The organism is Streptomyces curacoi (assembly GCF_001513975.1).
In the GTDB taxonomy this organism is placed as follows: Bacteria; Actinomycetota; Actinomycetes; order Streptomycetales; family Streptomycetaceae; genus Streptomyces; species Streptomyces curacoi.
In genome coordinates, this window is the sequence record NZ_KQ947986.1 from 573929 (window position 1) to 589194 (window position 15266).

The following is a 15266-nucleotide window of genomic DNA, read 5'->3' on the forward strand; positions in this document are numbered from 1 at the left end:
TCTCAGGTCGTGCTCGCGGTACGGCGCTGGACCAGCACGGCGGCGACGATGATCGCGCCCTTGGCGATCTGCTGGACGTCGCTCTGCAGGTTGTTCAGGGCGAAGATGTTGGTGATCGTGGTGAAGACCAGGACGCCGAGCACCGAGCCGGTGATGGTGCCGCGGCCCCCGCTGAGCAGCGTGCCGCCGATGATCGCGGCGGCGATGGCGTCGAGTTCGTAGAGGTTGCCGTTGGTGTTCTGGCCGGAGCCGGACAGCACGATCAGCAGGAAGGCGGCGATGCCGCAGCACAGCCCGGACAGCAGGTAGAGGTAGAGCCGCTGGCGGCGGACGTCGATGCCGGCGAGCCGGGCCGCCTCCGCGTTGCCGCCGACGGCGACCGTGCGCCGCCCGAAGGTGGTGCGGTTCAGGATCAGCCAGCCGATGATCGTCACGACCGCGAACACCATGACCAGCGGCGGGATGCCGAGCACGTACGCGTCGCGCTCGCCGAGGTCCAGCACGGAGGGCACGGTGACGATCTGCGTCTTGCCGTCCGTGATCTGCAGGGCCAGTCCGCGCGCCGAGGCGAGCATGGCGAGCGTGGCGATGAAGGGGACCATCGCGCCGTACGCGATGAGCATCCCGTTGACCAGGCCGCATCCCACGCCGACGATCACCGCCGTGAAGAGGATGCCGCCGAAGCCGTACTCCTGGGTGGCGACGGTCGTCGCCCACACCGAGGCGAGCGCGACGATTGCGCCGACGGACAGGTCGATGCCGCCGGAGGTGATGACGAAGGTCATGCCGACGGTGACGACGCCGATCACGGACGCCTGGGTGAGGACGAGTTGGAGGTTGCGGGTGTCCAGGAACTCGTCCGGCTTGGTGATGCCGCCGATGAGGATCAGTACGGCGAGGACGCCGAGCAGGGAGAGGGTGCGCACGTCGGCGCGGGCCATCAGGCCGCGCCAGGCGGGCGGTTCGCCGGCCGACGGCACCTTGCCGGTGCTGTCCCGGGGCGGGGAGGCGTGCTGCGTCATGACGCCGGGCTTCCTTCCATGACGAGGTCGAGGACACGGTGTTCGTCGAGTTCACGGGTCGGGGCGGTGTGGACGACGCGGCCTTCGCGGAGCACCAGCACGCGGTCGGCGAGGCCGAGCACTTCGGGGACCTCGCTGGAGACCAGCAGTACGGCGAGGCCTTCGTCCGCCAACCGCCGGACCACCGCGTACAGTTCGGCGCGGGCGCCCACGTCGACGCCGCGGGTGGGTTCGTCGAGCAGCAGGACGCGGCAGCCGCGCAGCAGCCAGCGGGCCAGGACGGCCTTCTGCTGGTTGCCGCCGGAGAGGGTGCGCACCGGCACGGACGGGTTGTCGGGCCGCAGCGACAGCTCGCGGGTCGCGGCCCGTGCGGCCCTCAGCTCGGCGGTCCGGTCGATCCAACCTCCGCGTGAGAAGCGGGACATGGACGACACCGACACATTGCGGGTGACGGACTCCAGCATCAGCAGCGCCTGCGCCTTGCGTTCCTCGGGGGCGAGCCCGAGCCCGGCGCGGACGGCGGCGCGTACGCTGCCGGGCCGCAACGCCTGCCCGTCCACGAGGACTTGACCGGCGGTCGGCTTGCGTGCGCCGTAGACCGTCTCCAGGATCTCGGAGCGCCCCGAGCCGACGAGTCCCGCGAGCCCGACGATCTCGCCGGGCCGCACGGTCAGGTCGAGGGGCTCGAACTCCCCCTCCCGGGCGAGACCGCGGACCTCCAGCAGCGGCTTCCCGGCCGTCACGTCCCTGGTCGGCCGCTCGGGGAAGACGTACTCGACATTGCGGCCGGTCATCAGCGCCACGACCTCACGCGTCGGTGTCGTCTTCGCCGGAAGCCCGCCCGCCACGGCCCGCCCGTCCTTCAGCACGGTCACCCGGTCGCCGATGCGGCGGATCTCCTCCAGCCGGTGCGAGATGTAGACGACGGCGACACCGTCGGCGGTGAGGTCGCCGACGATCCGGAACAGGTTGTCGACCTCGTCCGGGTCGAGGGCGGCGGACGGCTCGTCCATGACGATCAGCCGTACGTCGTGGGAGAGCGCCCGCGCCATCGACACGATCTGCTGCTGGGCCGCCGACAACTCCCCCACCAGGCGCGCCGGATCGATCTCCGGATGTCCGAGTCGCTTGAGCAGCCGTGCCGTTGACGCGCGCGCGGCTTTTCCGCGTACGACGAACCCGGCGGCCGTGGGTTCATGGCCGAGGTGGACGTTCTCGGCCACCGACAGGTGCTCGACGAGGTCGAGTTCCTGGTAGATGGTGGCGATGCCGAGGCGCATGGCGGCGATGGGCGAGCGGAGCGTGACGGCCTCGCCGCGCCAGTGGATGGTGCCGGTGTCGGGCTGGTGGGCGCCGGCCAGGACCTTGATGAGGGTGGACTTGCCGGCGCCGTTCTGGCCGAGCAGACAGTGCACCTCCCCGGCCTGGACGTCGAGGTCGACACCGTCGAGGGCGCGGACTCCGGGGAACGACTTGGTGATGCCGGACATGGTGAGCAGCGGTGGTTCTGAAGCCATGAGGTCCCCTTGGCGGGCGTGCGGGCCGGGTTCAGGGCGCTGTCGGGCAGGCGTGATCAGGGCAGGGCTGAGCAGGACGGGGCTGGTGCTGGGCTGAGCAGGGCGGGGCTGGGCTGAGCAGGGCTGAGCAGGGCAGGGCAGGGCAGGGCAGGGCTGGGCTGAGCAGGGTGCCGTGCTGGTGCGGCCGTACTGAGGTGCGTGCTTACGCGGGTGAGAACAGGTGGTCGCTGATGAGCCGGGCCGCGCCGATGACTCCGGCGGTGGGGCCCAACTCCCCCAGCACGATGGGCAGGTTGCCGGTCGCGAGGGGCAGTGACTGGCGGTAGACCTGGGTGCGGATCGCGGCGAGCAGGGTGTGGCCGAGGCCGGTCACCCCACCGCCGATCACCACCAGGCCGGGGTTGAAGAAGCTGACGAGTCCGGCGATGACCTGGCCGACGCGGTTGCCGCCCTCGCGGATCAGGTCGAGGGCGGTGGCGTCGCCCGCGGCAGCGGCGGCGGCGACGTCGACGGCGGTGAGGGTGCCGCCCGCCTCCAGCCGGGTGGCCAGTTCGGCGGAGAGCCCCTGCTGGGCCGCCTCCACGGCGTCCCGGGCGAGGGCCGCCCCGCTGAAGTGGGCCTCCAGACACCCCCGGTTGCCGCAGGCGCAGGGGCGGCCGTCGGGCACGGCCTGGATGTGCCCGATGTCGCCCGCGCTGCCCGTGACCCCGCGGTGGACGTCACCGCCGGCGACGATCCCGCAGCCGATGCCGGTGCCGATCTTGACGCAGAGAAAGTCGCCCACGGAGCGCGCCACGCCCGCGTGCTGCTCCCCCATCGCCATGAGGTTCACGTCGTTGTCGACCATGACCGGGCAGCCGAGTTCCTGGCTGAGCGCCTCCCTGACCGGGAAGCCGTCCCAGCCCGGCATGATCGGCGGAGCCACCGGCACGCCCTCGGGGAAGCGGACCGGGCCCGGGACGCCGATACCGGCGCCGTCGTACCCCTCCGCGAGCCCGGAGGCCCTCAACTTGGCGGCCATGGACAGGACTTGCTCGAAGACCGCGACCGGGCCCTCGCGCACGTCCATGGGCTGGTTGAGGTGCCCGAGGATCTCCAGTTCGGCGTTGGTGACGGCGACGTCGACCGAGGTCGCGCCGATGTCGACGCCGAGGAAGCGCAGTTCCGGGTTGAGCCGGATGTTGTGGGAGCGCCGGCCGCCGCGCGAGGCGGCGAGTCCGTCGGCCACGACCAGGCCCGTCTCCAGCAGCCGGTCCACCTCCACGGCCAGCTTGGACCGCGAGAGGTCGATCTGATCGCCCAGCTGGGCGCGGGAGTTGGGCCCGCCGTCGCGCAACAGCTTGAGCAGCCGGGCCTGATGGGCGTTCGCGGGTCGTGCCGTCATGCGTCTCACGAGCCCCTCCCCACCTCGATCGGCCTGTGCGCGCCGGTTTTCGGCCACATCCGTGGCTTGCTTTCGAGGGGAACGTAGCAGCGGGCGCCGGGACTGGGAAGAAGTCGCGCACAGATTGCCGTCAACTTTCTCCACTGACAGGACAAAGACCGGCGGAGAGGTCACCCCCTGAACCGCACGACCCGAACTCCCCGCCGGTCAGGCCCCGTTCATCGTCGTACAGACCGATATGCACGCCGACGACGGGCGTGCGGCAGGTCAGAACGACCCGGACGCAGGCGGCGTCGGACTATGACCGCGGCCGTTCGTGATAGGAGCGCCGGGTGTGCTCGGTGTGTTCGCGCATGAGCTGGGTGGCGCGATGTTCGTCGCGGTCCGTGATGGCGGCGATCAGCTCCCGGTGCTCGATCCAGGACTGCCGGCCGCGCTGCCGGGCGACCGGTGTGTAGTACCAGCGCACGCGGCGGTCGACCTGGGCGGCCAGTTCGGCCAGGACGGCGTTGCCGGCCAGTTCCATGATCTTGGCGTGGAAGCGGGCGTTCATCGCGACGGCCCCGTCCACGTCGTCGGCGGCGACGGCCTTCTCGCCCTCCTCACACAGCTCCTGGAGGACCTTGATGCCGGCGGCGTCCGCGTTGGCCGCGGCGAGCCGGGCCGCCTCCGCCTCCAGCAGCGTGCGGACCGTGAGGAGCTGGTCCGCCTCCTCCTCCGTCGGCTCGTGCACGAACGCGCCCTGGGCCGGCCGCAGATCGACCCAGCCCTCGGTGTTCAGCCGCTGCAGCGCCTCGCGCACCGGCTGCCGGGACACCCCGAGGTGACCCGCCAGTTCGCTCTCGACCAGGTGCTGGCCGGGCTGGAGGGCGCGGGTGGTGATGAGTTCGAGCAGCGCCTCGTAGACCCGGTCGCGCAGCGGGCCGGGCCGTTCGAGCTTGGGCACCGCACCCTGCGGCAGTCCTGTCGACAACATCGGTCCCCTCCTGGGCGCACACCGGGCGACTGCAGGCCGTAGCCGACCGTCACGGAAAGCCAGTATCGATTGTCTTTCGTCTACAGTCTACGGCGCACAAAGGCCAGAGGACCGGGGAGTCGACCTCGTCACACAGGTCGACGCACCGCCGTCACGGCGGGTCACGCCGGTCACGCCGGTCAGGGGCAGCGGACGACCTGCCCCGCGTACGACAGGTTCCCCCCGAACCCGAAGAGCAGCACGGGATCGCCGCTGGAGATCCGCCCCTGTTCCACCAGCTTGGAGAACGCCAGCGGGATGCTGGCCGCCGAGGTGTTCCCGGACTCGGCGACGTCCCGCGCGACCACGGCGTTGACCGCGCCGATCTTCTCCGCGAGGGGCTCGATGATGCGCAGGTTGGCCTGGTGCAGGACGACTCCGGCCAGGTCCTGGGGCGCCAGGCCCGCCCGCTCGCAGGCCTGGCGGGCGATGGCCGGCAGCTGCGTCGTCGCCCAGCGGTAGACGCTCTGCCCCTCCTGCGCGAACCGCGCGGGCTGCCCCTCGATGCGCACCGCGTGCCCCATCTCGGGCACCGAACCCCACAGCACCGGCCCGATGCAGGCCTCCTTGGACGCCTCCACGACGGCAGCGCCGGCTCCGTCCCCGACCAGCACACAGGTCGTACGGTCGCTCCAGTCGGTCACGTCGGACATCTTGTCGGCGCCGATGACCAGCGCCCGGACCGCGCCGCCCGCCCTGACGGCGTGGTCGGCGGTGGCCAGGGCGTGGGTGAAGCCGGCGCAGACGACGTTGAGGTCCATCGCGGCGGGCGAGGGGATGCCGAGGCGGGCCGCGACCCGGGCGGCCATGTTCGGGGAGCGGTCGATGGCGGTGGAGGTGGCGACCAGGACGAGGTCGATGTCGCCGGGCGCGAGACCGGCCGCCGCGAGCGCCTTGGCGGCGGCGTGCGCGGCCAGTTCGTCGACGGGCTCGTCGGGCCCGGCGATGTGGCGCGTACGGATGCCCACCCGGCTCATGATCCACTCGTCACTGGTGTCGACCATGCCCGCCAGGTCCTCGTTGGTGAGCACCTTGGCGGGCTGGTAGTGGCCGACTGCGGCGATGCGCGAGCCGTTCATCGATGGTGATCCCCTCGGGCTTCGGGTAGCGGGATTCACCAGTCTGATCAGGTACCCGTGGGTACGACGGCATGTGAAGTCACAGGAATCGGGGGCCCGTGTTGTCGGCTTCCATCAGACCCTCGGACGCCCGAACAGTTCTTGAGCGCCTACCCGGTGAACAGCTGCGTCGCCTTCCGTACGAGTTCGTAGAGCCCGTACGCGAGCGGCACCCCCACCCAGACCCAGGCGAAGGCGATCAGCCCCCGCCGGCCGGGCGGAGTGCTATTGCTGTCGCTGGACATCCGCGGCCTCCTTCTCCTTCTGCGCCGGGGCGGGGATGTGATGGCGGGGGTCGACGGGCCGGACGAGTTCGTTGGCGACGAAGCCGACGGCGAGCAGCCCGATCATGATGAACAGGGACATGGTGTACAGGGAGGAGCCGTCCTTGCCCGCCGCCTCCTGCCGGTCGGCGATCCAGTTCACGATCAGCGGCCCGAGGACACCGGCCGTGGACCAGGCGGTGAGCAGCCGGCCGTGGATGGCGCCCACCTGGTAGGTCCCGAAGAGGTCCTTCAGATAGGCGGGGATCGTCGCGAAGCCACCGCCGTAGAAGGACAGGATCACCAGCGCGCACAGGATGAACAGCGGCTTGGAGGAGTCGCCGGCCAGCGCGATCAGCGCGTACATGAGCGCGCCCACGCCCAGGTACACGCGGTAGATGTTCTTGCGTCCGATCAGGTCCGAGGTCGACGACCAGCCTATCCGGCCCGCCATGTTGGCGGCGGACAGCAGGGCGACGAAGCCGGCGGCGGCCGACACCGACACCGGTGTGGAGGTGTTCGCGAAGAAGTCCGTGATCATCGGCGCGGCCTTCTCCAGGATGCCGATGCCGGCGGTCACGTTCATGCAGAGCACGATCCACAGACACCAGAACTGCGGTGTGCGCACGGCGTTGCGGGCGGACACCTGCGGCCCGTCGACGGCGCTGGGCCCGTCCCCGACCGGCCGCTCGGTGCGCGGCACCCGGACCAGCAGGACCCCCAGCAGCATGAAGACGGCGTACGACAGCCCGTGCACGAGGAACGCCAGCGCGATCCCGGAGCTGTCGGAGCCGAACGACTCCAGCATCTGCGCCGACCAGGGCGAGGCGATGAGCGCGCCGCCGCCGAAGCCCATGATGGCGATGCCGGTGGCCATGCCGGGCCGGTCCGGGAACCACTTGATCAGGGTCGAGACCGGCGAGATGTAGCCGATGCCGAGGCCGATCCCGCCGACGAAGCCGCAGCCGAGGACGATCAGCCAGTACTGCTCGGTGGCCGCGCCCAGCGCGGAGAGCAGGAAGCCGGAGGAGAAGCAGACCAGGGCGACCGTCATGGCCCAGCGCGGCCCGTTGCGCTCCACCAGCGTGCCGCCGAACGCGGCCGACAGTCCGAGCATGACGATGCCGAGCTGGAACGGCAGCGCGCTCTGGGTGCCGCTGAGGCCGAGCGCGGATTCGAGCGGGGGCTTGAACACGCTCCAGGCGTAGGCCTGGCCGATGGAGAGATGGACGGAGAGAGCGGCGGGGGGAACCAGCCAGCGGCTCCATCCCGGGGGAGCGACAGGGGGACTCATGATCCCGAACGGTAGGGAGGGGCGGGGAAGTTGAGAAGGCGGCACGTCGACCGTATGCGATGAACGGCATGCGGCACGCGACAAACGGTCGTGCAGCGTGCGCGAACCCTTGCTGACCTCTTATCCATACTGTAGACAATATTCCGTCGACAGGATTCGGCACCCTATCCAGCCAGCTCGACCTCGCCACCCTCTCGACCTTTCAGCCACCTCCGCGGTACTCCCTCGACCGAACGGAGCGTTCCGAAGTGAAAGTTGCAGTCCTCGGCGCCGGTGCCATCGGCGCCTATGTCGGAGCCGCGCTCCATCGCGCGGGCGCCGACGTGCACCTCATCGCCCGTGGACCGCATCTGGCGGCCATGAGGCAGCACGGAGTGCGGGTGCGCAGCCCGCGCGGCGACTTCACCGCCCGCGCGCACGCGACCGACGACCCGGCCGAGATCGGCCCGGTCGACTATGTCTTTCTCGGCCTGAAGGCCAACTCGTACGCGGCGTGCGGGCCGCTGATCGAGCCGCTGCTGCACGACACCACGGCGGTCGTGGCCGCCCAGAACGGCATCCCCTGGTGGTACTTCCACCGCCACGGCGGCCCGTACGACGGCCACCGCATCGAAAGCGTGGACCCGGACGGCGCGGTCAGTGCGGTGCTCGCGCCCGAACGGGCCGTCGGCTGTGTCGTCTACGCCGCGACCGAACTCGAAGGCCCCGGCGTCGTACGGCACCTGGAAGGCACCCGGTTCTCCATCGGCGAACCCGACCGCACGGTGTCCGACCGCTGTCTCGCGTTCAGCGAGGCGATGGTGGCCGGCGGCCTCAAGTGCCCGGTCGAGCCCGACCTGCGCAACGACATCTGGCTCAAGCTGCTCGGCAACATCTCCTTCAACCCGATCAGCGCGCTGGCCCGCGCCACCATGCGGCAGATGTGCCTGCACGGCGGCACCCGCAAGGTCATCGAGACCATGATGACCGAGACGCTCGCGGTCGCCGAGGCCCTCGGCTGCGAGGTCGGCGTCTCCATCGAGCGCCGGCTCGCGGGCGCCGAGCGGGTCGGTGACCACCGCACCTCCACGCTCCAGGACCTGGAGCGCGGCAAGCCGCTCGAACTCGACGTACTCCTCGCGGCGGTCGTCGAGTTGGCGGAGATCACCGACGTGCCGGTGCCCACCCTGCGCACCGTGCACGCCATCTCGGACCTGCTCGCGCTGAGGAGCGCCGCATGAGGAGCACCGCATGAGGAGCATCGCACGAGGAGCACCGCATGAGGAGCGTCGTATGAGGAAGCGGCAACCGAAGACCTACACCCGGCTCACCCACCCGCTGGTCCGCGACTCCCGCGACGAGCCCTTCCGGCAGGCGACCTGGGAGGAGGCGCTCGACCGGGCCGCCCGAGGGCTGGCACGCAACCGCGGCGCCTTCGGGATGTTCTCCTGCGCCCGCGCCACCAACGAGATGAACTACGTGGCGCAGAAGTTCGCCCGGGTCGTCATGGGCACCAACAACGTCGACTCCTGCAACCGCACCTGCCACGCGCCCAGCGTGGCCGGACTGTCGGCCGCCTTCGGATCCGGCGGGGGCACCTCCTCGTACGAGGAGATCGAGCACACCGACGTCATCGTGATGTGGGGCTCCAACGCCCGCTTCGCGCACCCGATCTTCTTCCAGCACGTACTGAAGGGGATCAGGAACGGCGCCCGCATGTACGCCGTCGACCCGCGCCGCACCTCCACCGCCGAGTGGGCGGAGGGCTGGCTCGGGCTGAACGTCGGCACCGACATCCCGATGGCGCACGCGATCGGCCGGGAGATCATCCACGCGGGCCTGGCGAACGAGGCGTTCATCGAGCGGGCGACGAGCGGCTTCGAGGAGTACCGGGCGCTCGTCGAGCCGTGGACACTGTCCCTCGCCGAGAAGGTGACGGGCGTACCGGCCGCCGCCATGAGGGAGTTGGCGCACGCCTACGCCCGTGCCGAGCGCGCCCAGCTGTGCTGGACCCTCGGCATCACCGAGCACCACAACGGCACCGACAACGTCCGCGCGCTGATCAACCTGTCCCTGCTGACCGGGCATGTGGGGCGCTACGGCTCGGGCCTGCAACCCCTGCGCGGCCAGAACAACGTGCAGGGCGGGGGCGACATGGGGGCGATCCCGAACCGCCTCCCTGGCTTCCAGGACATCCTGGACCCAGACACCCGCCTGAAGTTCGAGTCGGCCTGGGACACCGTCATCCAGCCGCACTACGGGCTCAACCTCACCGAGATGTTCGAGGCGATGGAGGAGGGCTCGCTCAAGGCCGTCTACTGCATCGGAGAGAACCCGGCGCAGTCGGAGGCGGACAGCGAACAGGCCGTACGGCGCATGCGGCAGCTGGACTTCCTCGTCGTCCAGGACATCTTCCTCACGAAGACGGCCGAGCTGGCGGACGTCGTCCTGCCCGCGACCGCCGGGTGGGCCGAGACCGAGGGCACCACCACCAACAGCGAGCGGCGCGTCCAGCGGGTGCGACGGGCGGTCACCCCGCCCGGTGCGGCACGCGAGGACATCGACATCATCTGCGAGCTCGCCGCGCGGCTCGGCCACGAGTGGAAGTACGCCGACGCCGAGGCCGTCTGGAACGAGCTCAGGTCGGTGTCGCCGGACCACTACGGGATGACGTACGAACGACTGGAGCAACACCAGGGCATCCAGTGGCCGTGTCCGAGCACGGACGGGCTCGAACCGAGCTTCCTGCACGGCCGGCTGTGGGATCCGGACCCGGTCGGGCGCGGCAGGCCGGCGCCGTTCGGGATCGTCCAGCACGATCCACCGGTCGACCTCACGGACGAGGAGTTCCCGATCCGGCTGACGACCGGACGACGGCTCGACTCCTACAACACCGGTGTGCAGAGCGGGAGTTTCGCCTCGCCGCTGCGGCGCGGCGAGTACATCGAGCTGTGCCCGGAGGACGCCGAGCGCTACGGGGTCGTCGTCGGCGAGGAGGTCCAGGTGACCTCGCGGCGGGGGTCGGTCGTCGCGCCGGTGTGGATCGACACCGCGCTGCGGCCCGGGCTCGCCTTCATGACCATGCACTTTCCCGACGAGGTGGACACCAACCAGCTGACGATCGAGGCGAACTGCCCGATCGCGGGCACGGCGGAGTTCAAGGCGTCGGCGATCCGGATCGACAAGCTCCCCGTCGCGACCGTAGTGACGAACGTGAGGTGACGTGAGTGGACCTGCACTTCGGCGACAGCAAACCGACGGACGAGGAACGGGCGGCCGTCGACGCCCTGCTCGGGCCCCCGGAGTCCTCCTGGGAGGGCGCGGACCGCTCCGACGCCGATCTGAGGTGGGCCCGTGGCGGGCGCGAGGCCCGAGACCGCCGCGACCTGCTGTTGCCGGGGTTGCACGCGATCAACGACCGGATCGGCTGGATCAGCGAGGGCGCCCTCGACTACCTGTGCCGGCGTCTGACGGTGCCGCCGGCGGAGGCGTACGGCGTGGCCACGTTCTACGCCATGTTCTCGGTCAAACCCCGGCCCGCCACCGTGCTCCACGTCTGCACCGACCTCGCGTGCGCGGCTGCGGGGGCGAGCGAGCTGTGCGCCGGGATCGAGGCGCGGCTCGGGCTCGGCAGTGGTGTCTCGGTCGAACGCAGTCCCTGTCTGGGCCTGTGCGAGCGCGCTCCGGCGGCCCTCGCGATCAAGGCCGGGGATCCGGTGCGCACGGCGGTCTCGGCGCCGGCGACCGTGCCCGACGCCGTCCTCGCCGCGAGCGCCCCCGAGTCGGCGCCCGAGGAGCCGCCGGCCGCCCTTGCGGTCCCGCAGGCCGGCGGGGACGGCCTGATCCTGCTGCGCCGGGTCGGAGTGGTCGACCCGGCGTCGCTGGACGACTACCGCGCCCACGGCGGCTACACCGCCCTGCGCCGGGCCTTCGAACTCGGCCCCGCCGGGGTCATCCGCGAGGTCACCGACTCCGGCCTGGTCGGGCGCGGCGGCGCCGCCTTTCCCACCGGCCGCAAATGGCAGGCCACGGCGTCCCAGCCCGACCATCCGCACTACGTCGTCTGCAACGCCGACGAGTCCGAGCCGGGCACCTTCAAGGACCGCGTGCTCATGGAGGGCGACCCGTACGCGCTGGTGGAGGCGATGACGATCGCGGCGTACGCGATCGGTGCGCACAAGGGATACGTGTACCTGCGCGGCGAGTACCCGCGCGCCCTGCACCGCCTGGAGCACGCCCTCGCACAGGCACGCGCGCGGGGCCTGCTCGGTGACGACATACTCGGGCAGGGATACGCCTTCGACATCGAGATCCGGCGGGGCGCGGGCGCCTACATCTGCGGTGAGGAGACGGCTCTCTTCAACTCCATCGAGGGCTACCGGGGCGAGCCGCGCTCGAAGCCGCCGTTCCCGGTGGAGAAGGGCCTGTTCGGCAAGCCGACGGTGGAGAACAACGTCGAGACGCTGGTGAACGTGCTGCCGGTCCTGACCATGGGCGCACCCGCCTACGCGGCGATCGGCACGGCGAAGTCCACGGGGCCGAAGCTGTTCTGCGTCTCCGGCAGCGTGGACCGGCCCGGCATCTACGAGCTGCCCTTCGGCGCGACGCTCGGCGAACTGCTGGAGCGGGCCGGGGTGCGGGAAGGGCTGCGGGCGGTGCTGCTGGGTGGCGCGGCGGGCGGCTTCGTACGGGCCGACGAACTGGACATCCCGCTCACCTTCGAAGGCACGCGGGAGGCGGGCACGACGCTCGGCTCGGGCGTGGTCATGGCCTTCGACGACACCGTCCCGCTGCCCCGGCTGCTGCTGCGCATCGCCGAGTTCTTCCGGGACGAGTCGTGCGGGCAGTGCGTGCCGTGCCGGGTCGGGACGGTACGGCAGGAGGAGGCGCTGCACCGGATCGTGGAGCGCACGGGTGCGGCGGCCGCCGATGACATCGCCCTGCTCAGGGAGGTCGGCCGCGCGATGCGGGACGCCTCGATCTGCGGTCTGGGGCAGACCGCGTGGAACGCCGTGGAATCCGCCATCGACCGTCTGGGGGCGTACGAATGACCGCGATGCCGCTGGGAGTCCCGCGCCGGCTGGTGGAGTTCACGATCGACGGGCAGGAGGCCAGGGTCCCCGAGGGCGCGACGATCCTCGACGCCTGCCGGGCCGCCGGGAAGGACGTCCCCACCCTGTGCCAGGGGGACACGCTCACGCCCAAGAACGCCTGCCGCGTCTGCGTGGTGGAGGTCGAGGGGTCGCGGACCCTGGTGCCGGCCTGCTCCCGCAAGGCCGAGCCCGGCATGGAGGTGCACACCGGCACCGAGCGCGCCCGGCACAGCCGCAAGATCGTCCTGGAACTGCTCGCGTCGTCGGTGGATCTGTCGACGACTCCGCAGGTCGCCGACTGGATCAAGGAGTACGAGGCGAAACCGGAGCGCTTCGGACCGGACGCGGCACGGCTCGACGAGGAACCGAAGATCGACAACGAGCTGTACGTGCGTGACTACGACAAGTGCATCCTCTGCTACAAGTGCGTGGACGCCTGCGGGGACCAGTGGCAGAACACCTTCGCGATCTCCGTCGCCGGGCGCGGGTTCGACGCGCGGATCGCGGTGGAGCACGACGCGCCGCTGACCGACTCGGCGTGCGTGTACTGCGGGAACTGCATCGAGGTGTGCCCGACGGGTGCCCTGTCGTTCAAGTCGGAGTTCGACATGCGGGCCGCGGGTACGTGGGACGAGTCGCAGCAGACCGAGACGACCACGGTGTGCGCGTACTGCGGAGTGGGCTGCAACCTCACCCTGCACGTGCAGGACAATGAGATCGTGAAGGTCACCTCGCCGCACGACAACCCGGTGACCCACGGCAACCTGTGCATCAAGGGCCGCTTCGGCTACCAGCACGTACAGAACCGGGACTGACGGGACTGATCGGGACATGGGACGAGTCACGGAACGACGCAAGGTGATCCGGATCCGGGACGGCGCGGTCTCCAGCCGCCCGGACACGCTCGTCGCCGAGGAACCCCTGGAGATCAGGCTCAACGGCAAGCCGCTGGCGATCACCATGCGCACCCCGGGCGACGACTTCGCGCTGGCCGCGGGCTTCCTGGTCAGCGAGGGCGTGCTCGGCGGGCAGGGCGACCTGCAGAACATCGTGTACTGCGCGGGGGCCACCGCCGACGGCTCGAACACGTACAACGTGGTGGACGTGAAGACGGCACCGGATGTCGTCATCCCGGACATCACGCTGGAGCGCAACGTCTACACGACCTCCTCGTGCGGCCTGTGCGGCAAGGCGAGCCTCGACGCGGTCCGTACGACAGCCCGCTGGCCCATCGCCGACACTCCCCCGGTCCGCGTCGACCCCGACCTGCTCGCGAGCCTCCCCGACCGGCTGCGCGCGGCCCAGCGGGTCTTCGACCGGACCGGGGGCCTGCACGCGGCGGCCCTGTTCACCGAGGACGGCGAGCTGCTGGACATACGGGAGGACGTGGGGCGGCACAACGCCGTGGACAAGCTGGTCGGGCGTGCGCTGCAGAACGGCGACCTGCCGCTGTCCCGGACGATCCTGCTGGTCTCCGGGCGGGCCTCCTTCGAGCTGGCGCAGAAGGCGGTCATGGCCGGGATCCCGGTGCTGGCGGCCGTCTCGGCCCCGTCGTCGCTGGCGGTGGACCTGGCCGCGGAGACGGGCCTGACCCTGGTGGGCTTCCTCCGGGGCACCTCCATGAACGTGTACGCGGGCGAACACCGGCTCGCCCTGCGGACCGCGGCCGCCCAGGGCTGAGAAGGCTCCCCGCGACACGGCGGCGGGGCCCCGAACCGGCGGGGAGCGCCCCCTGCGCCGTTACCGGGGCCCCGCTGTTTACTTCGCCGACGCCCCGGTCCTGCAGCCGGTGTGCTGGATGTTCGGCTCGGTCGCCTACGGGGCGCCATGCGCCGGTGTCGAGGGACCGAACGTGCTCGGCGCTGCGCGCCTGCGCGCGTTCGGTCCCTCGACACCGGCGCGCCCCTTCGGCTCCCTCGCGGCCGGTGTCCTTGGGACAGTGCGAGTGGGTGGGCACTTGCCCGGCGGGGGGGGGTGGGCGGGTTGGCCGTCTCAGCCTCGTGTGGAAGACACCGCCGAACACGTCAGCGCTGTGTACCGGAGATCCGGATCAACAGGTCCATGAAACGGTCGCGTTCGGCCGCGGAGAGCGGGGCGAGGAGCGCGTCGTTGGCCTCGCGGGCCGCCCTCTCGCAGCGCTTCAGCAGGCGTGCGCCCTCGTCCGTGAGGGAGACCGCGTTCTTGCGGCGGTCGTTCGGATCCGGTTGGCGCACCACGAGGCCCTGAGCCTGGAGGTCGTTGAGGATCCCGACGAGGTCCTTGGGATCGAGCTGGACGCTTCGGCCGAGGTCCGCCTGGGCGACGGGCGCGAGGTCGCGGACGGCGGAGAGCACCACGTGGTGCCACATCTTCATGCCCTCCGCGGCCAGTCTCTCGGCCACCAGGGCCCGGCCCCGGGCCGCCGCACGGCCGAGCAGCCAGCTGGGGAGGGAGCGGATCGCGGGCAGGGGGGCGGGGGCTTCTGGCATACGCCCATCCTATCGAGCATTCATTGGTACTCCCTACGGATATTCATTGGTCTTTCCAACGGATTGCGGATACCGTCGACACCGCAGAGACCGTTGGTCATCCCAATGATTCA

13 protein-coding genes are annotated in these 15266 nt (G+C 70.9%); 5 read left to right on the forward strand and 8 right to left on the reverse strand.

Annotation, left to right across the window (positions count from 1 at the left end; translation table 11 throughout):
- Positions 1 to 2: 2 nt before the first annotated feature.
- From AQI70_RS12225 to AQI70_RS12250, 7 genes are all read right to left on the reverse strand, one after another.
- The gene (locus tag AQI70_RS12225; protein ID WP_062147510.1) at positions 3 to 1022 is read right to left on the reverse strand and encodes an ABC transporter permease; all 1020 of its coding nucleotides are present in this window, start codon (positions 1020 to 1022) and stop codon (positions 3 to 5) included.
- Positions 1019 to 2539 (reverse strand): sugar ABC transporter ATP-binding protein, encoded by a 1521-nt coding sequence (locus AQI70_RS12230; RefSeq protein ID WP_062147513.1) that lies wholly within the window; start codon positions 2537 to 2539, stop codon positions 1019 to 1021. The genes AQI70_RS12225 and AQI70_RS12230 overlap by 4 nt, the downstream gene beginning before the upstream one ends.
- A 202-nt stretch (positions 2540 to 2741) precedes the next feature.
- Positions 2742 to 3923, reverse strand: a complete 1182-nt coding sequence (locus AQI70_RS12235; protein WP_062147516.1) for an ROK family transcriptional regulator — start codon at positions 3921 to 3923, stop codon at positions 2742 to 2744.
- A 298-nt stretch (positions 3924 to 4221) separates the two neighbouring features.
- Positions 4222 to 4899 carry a GntR family transcriptional regulator gene (locus AQI70_RS12240; protein WP_062147520.1) on the reverse strand — a complete coding sequence of 226 codons (678 nt, stop codon included), beginning with the start codon at positions 4897 to 4899 and terminating at the stop codon, positions 4222 to 4224.
- A 179-nt stretch (positions 4900 to 5078) separates the two neighbouring features.
- On the reverse strand, positions 5079 to 6017 hold the full coding sequence (locus AQI70_RS12245) for a beta-ketoacyl-ACP synthase III (protein ID WP_062147523.1): 939 nt from the start codon (positions 6015 to 6017) through the stop codon (positions 5079 to 5081).
- Between the two features lie 149 nt (positions 6018 to 6166).
- The gene (locus AQI70_RS40635; RefSeq protein ID WP_003996469.1) at positions 6167 to 6301 is read right to left on the reverse strand and encodes an MFS transporter small subunit; all 135 of its coding nucleotides are present in this window, start codon (positions 6299 to 6301) and stop codon (positions 6167 to 6169) included.
- Complete coding sequence (locus tag AQI70_RS12250) at positions 6282 to 7613, reverse strand: OFA family MFS transporter (RefSeq protein WP_062147526.1); 1332 nt, start codon at positions 7611 to 7613, stop codon at positions 6282 to 6284. The genes AQI70_RS40635 and AQI70_RS12250 overlap by 20 nt, the downstream gene beginning before the upstream one ends.
- A 248-nt stretch (positions 7614 to 7861) precedes the next feature.
- On the opposite strand from AQI70_RS12250, the gene AQI70_RS12255 reads away from it, so the two are divergent.
- Genes AQI70_RS12255 through fdhD form a run of 5 tightly spaced genes read left to right on the forward strand, consistent with a single transcriptional unit; the run spans position 7862 to position 14365 of the window.
- Positions 7862 to 8833 carry a 2-dehydropantoate 2-reductase gene (locus AQI70_RS12255; protein WP_062147529.1) on the forward strand — a complete coding sequence of 324 codons (972 nt, stop codon included), beginning with the start codon at positions 7862 to 7864 and terminating at the stop codon, positions 8831 to 8833.
- A 52-nt stretch (positions 8834 to 8885) separates the two neighbouring features.
- Positions 8886 to 10814 carry a molybdopterin oxidoreductase family protein gene (locus AQI70_RS12260; RefSeq protein ID WP_062147532.1) on the forward strand — a complete coding sequence of 643 codons (1929 nt, stop codon included), beginning with the start codon at positions 8886 to 8888 and terminating at the stop codon, positions 10812 to 10814.
- A 5-nt stretch (positions 10815 to 10819) separates the two neighbouring features.
- Positions 10820 to 12643, forward strand: coding sequence for an NAD(P)H-dependent oxidoreductase subunit E (locus AQI70_RS12265; protein ID WP_062147535.1), 1824 nt, complete (start codon positions 10820 to 10822; stop codon positions 12641 to 12643).
- Positions 12640 to 13500: a 2Fe-2S iron-sulfur cluster-binding protein gene (locus AQI70_RS12270; protein ID WP_062147538.1), complete on the forward strand. Its 861-nt coding sequence runs from the start codon at positions 12640 to 12642 to the stop codon at positions 13498 to 13500. The genes AQI70_RS12265 and AQI70_RS12270 overlap by 4 nt, the downstream gene beginning before the upstream one ends.
- Positions 13501 to 13516: 16 nt before the next feature.
- Positions 13517 to 14365, forward strand: a complete 849-nt coding sequence (gene fdhD, locus AQI70_RS12275) for a formate dehydrogenase accessory sulfurtransferase FdhD (protein ID WP_062147541.1) — start codon at positions 13517 to 13519, stop codon at positions 14363 to 14365.
- 344 nt (positions 14366 to 14709) lie between these two features.
- On the opposite strand, the gene AQI70_RS12280 is transcribed toward fdhD, so the two are convergent.
- Positions 14710 to 15153, reverse strand: a complete 444-nt coding sequence (locus tag AQI70_RS12280) for a MarR family winged helix-turn-helix transcriptional regulator (RefSeq protein WP_062147544.1) — start codon at positions 15151 to 15153, stop codon at positions 14710 to 14712.
- Positions 15154 to 15266: the final 113 nt, after the last annotated feature.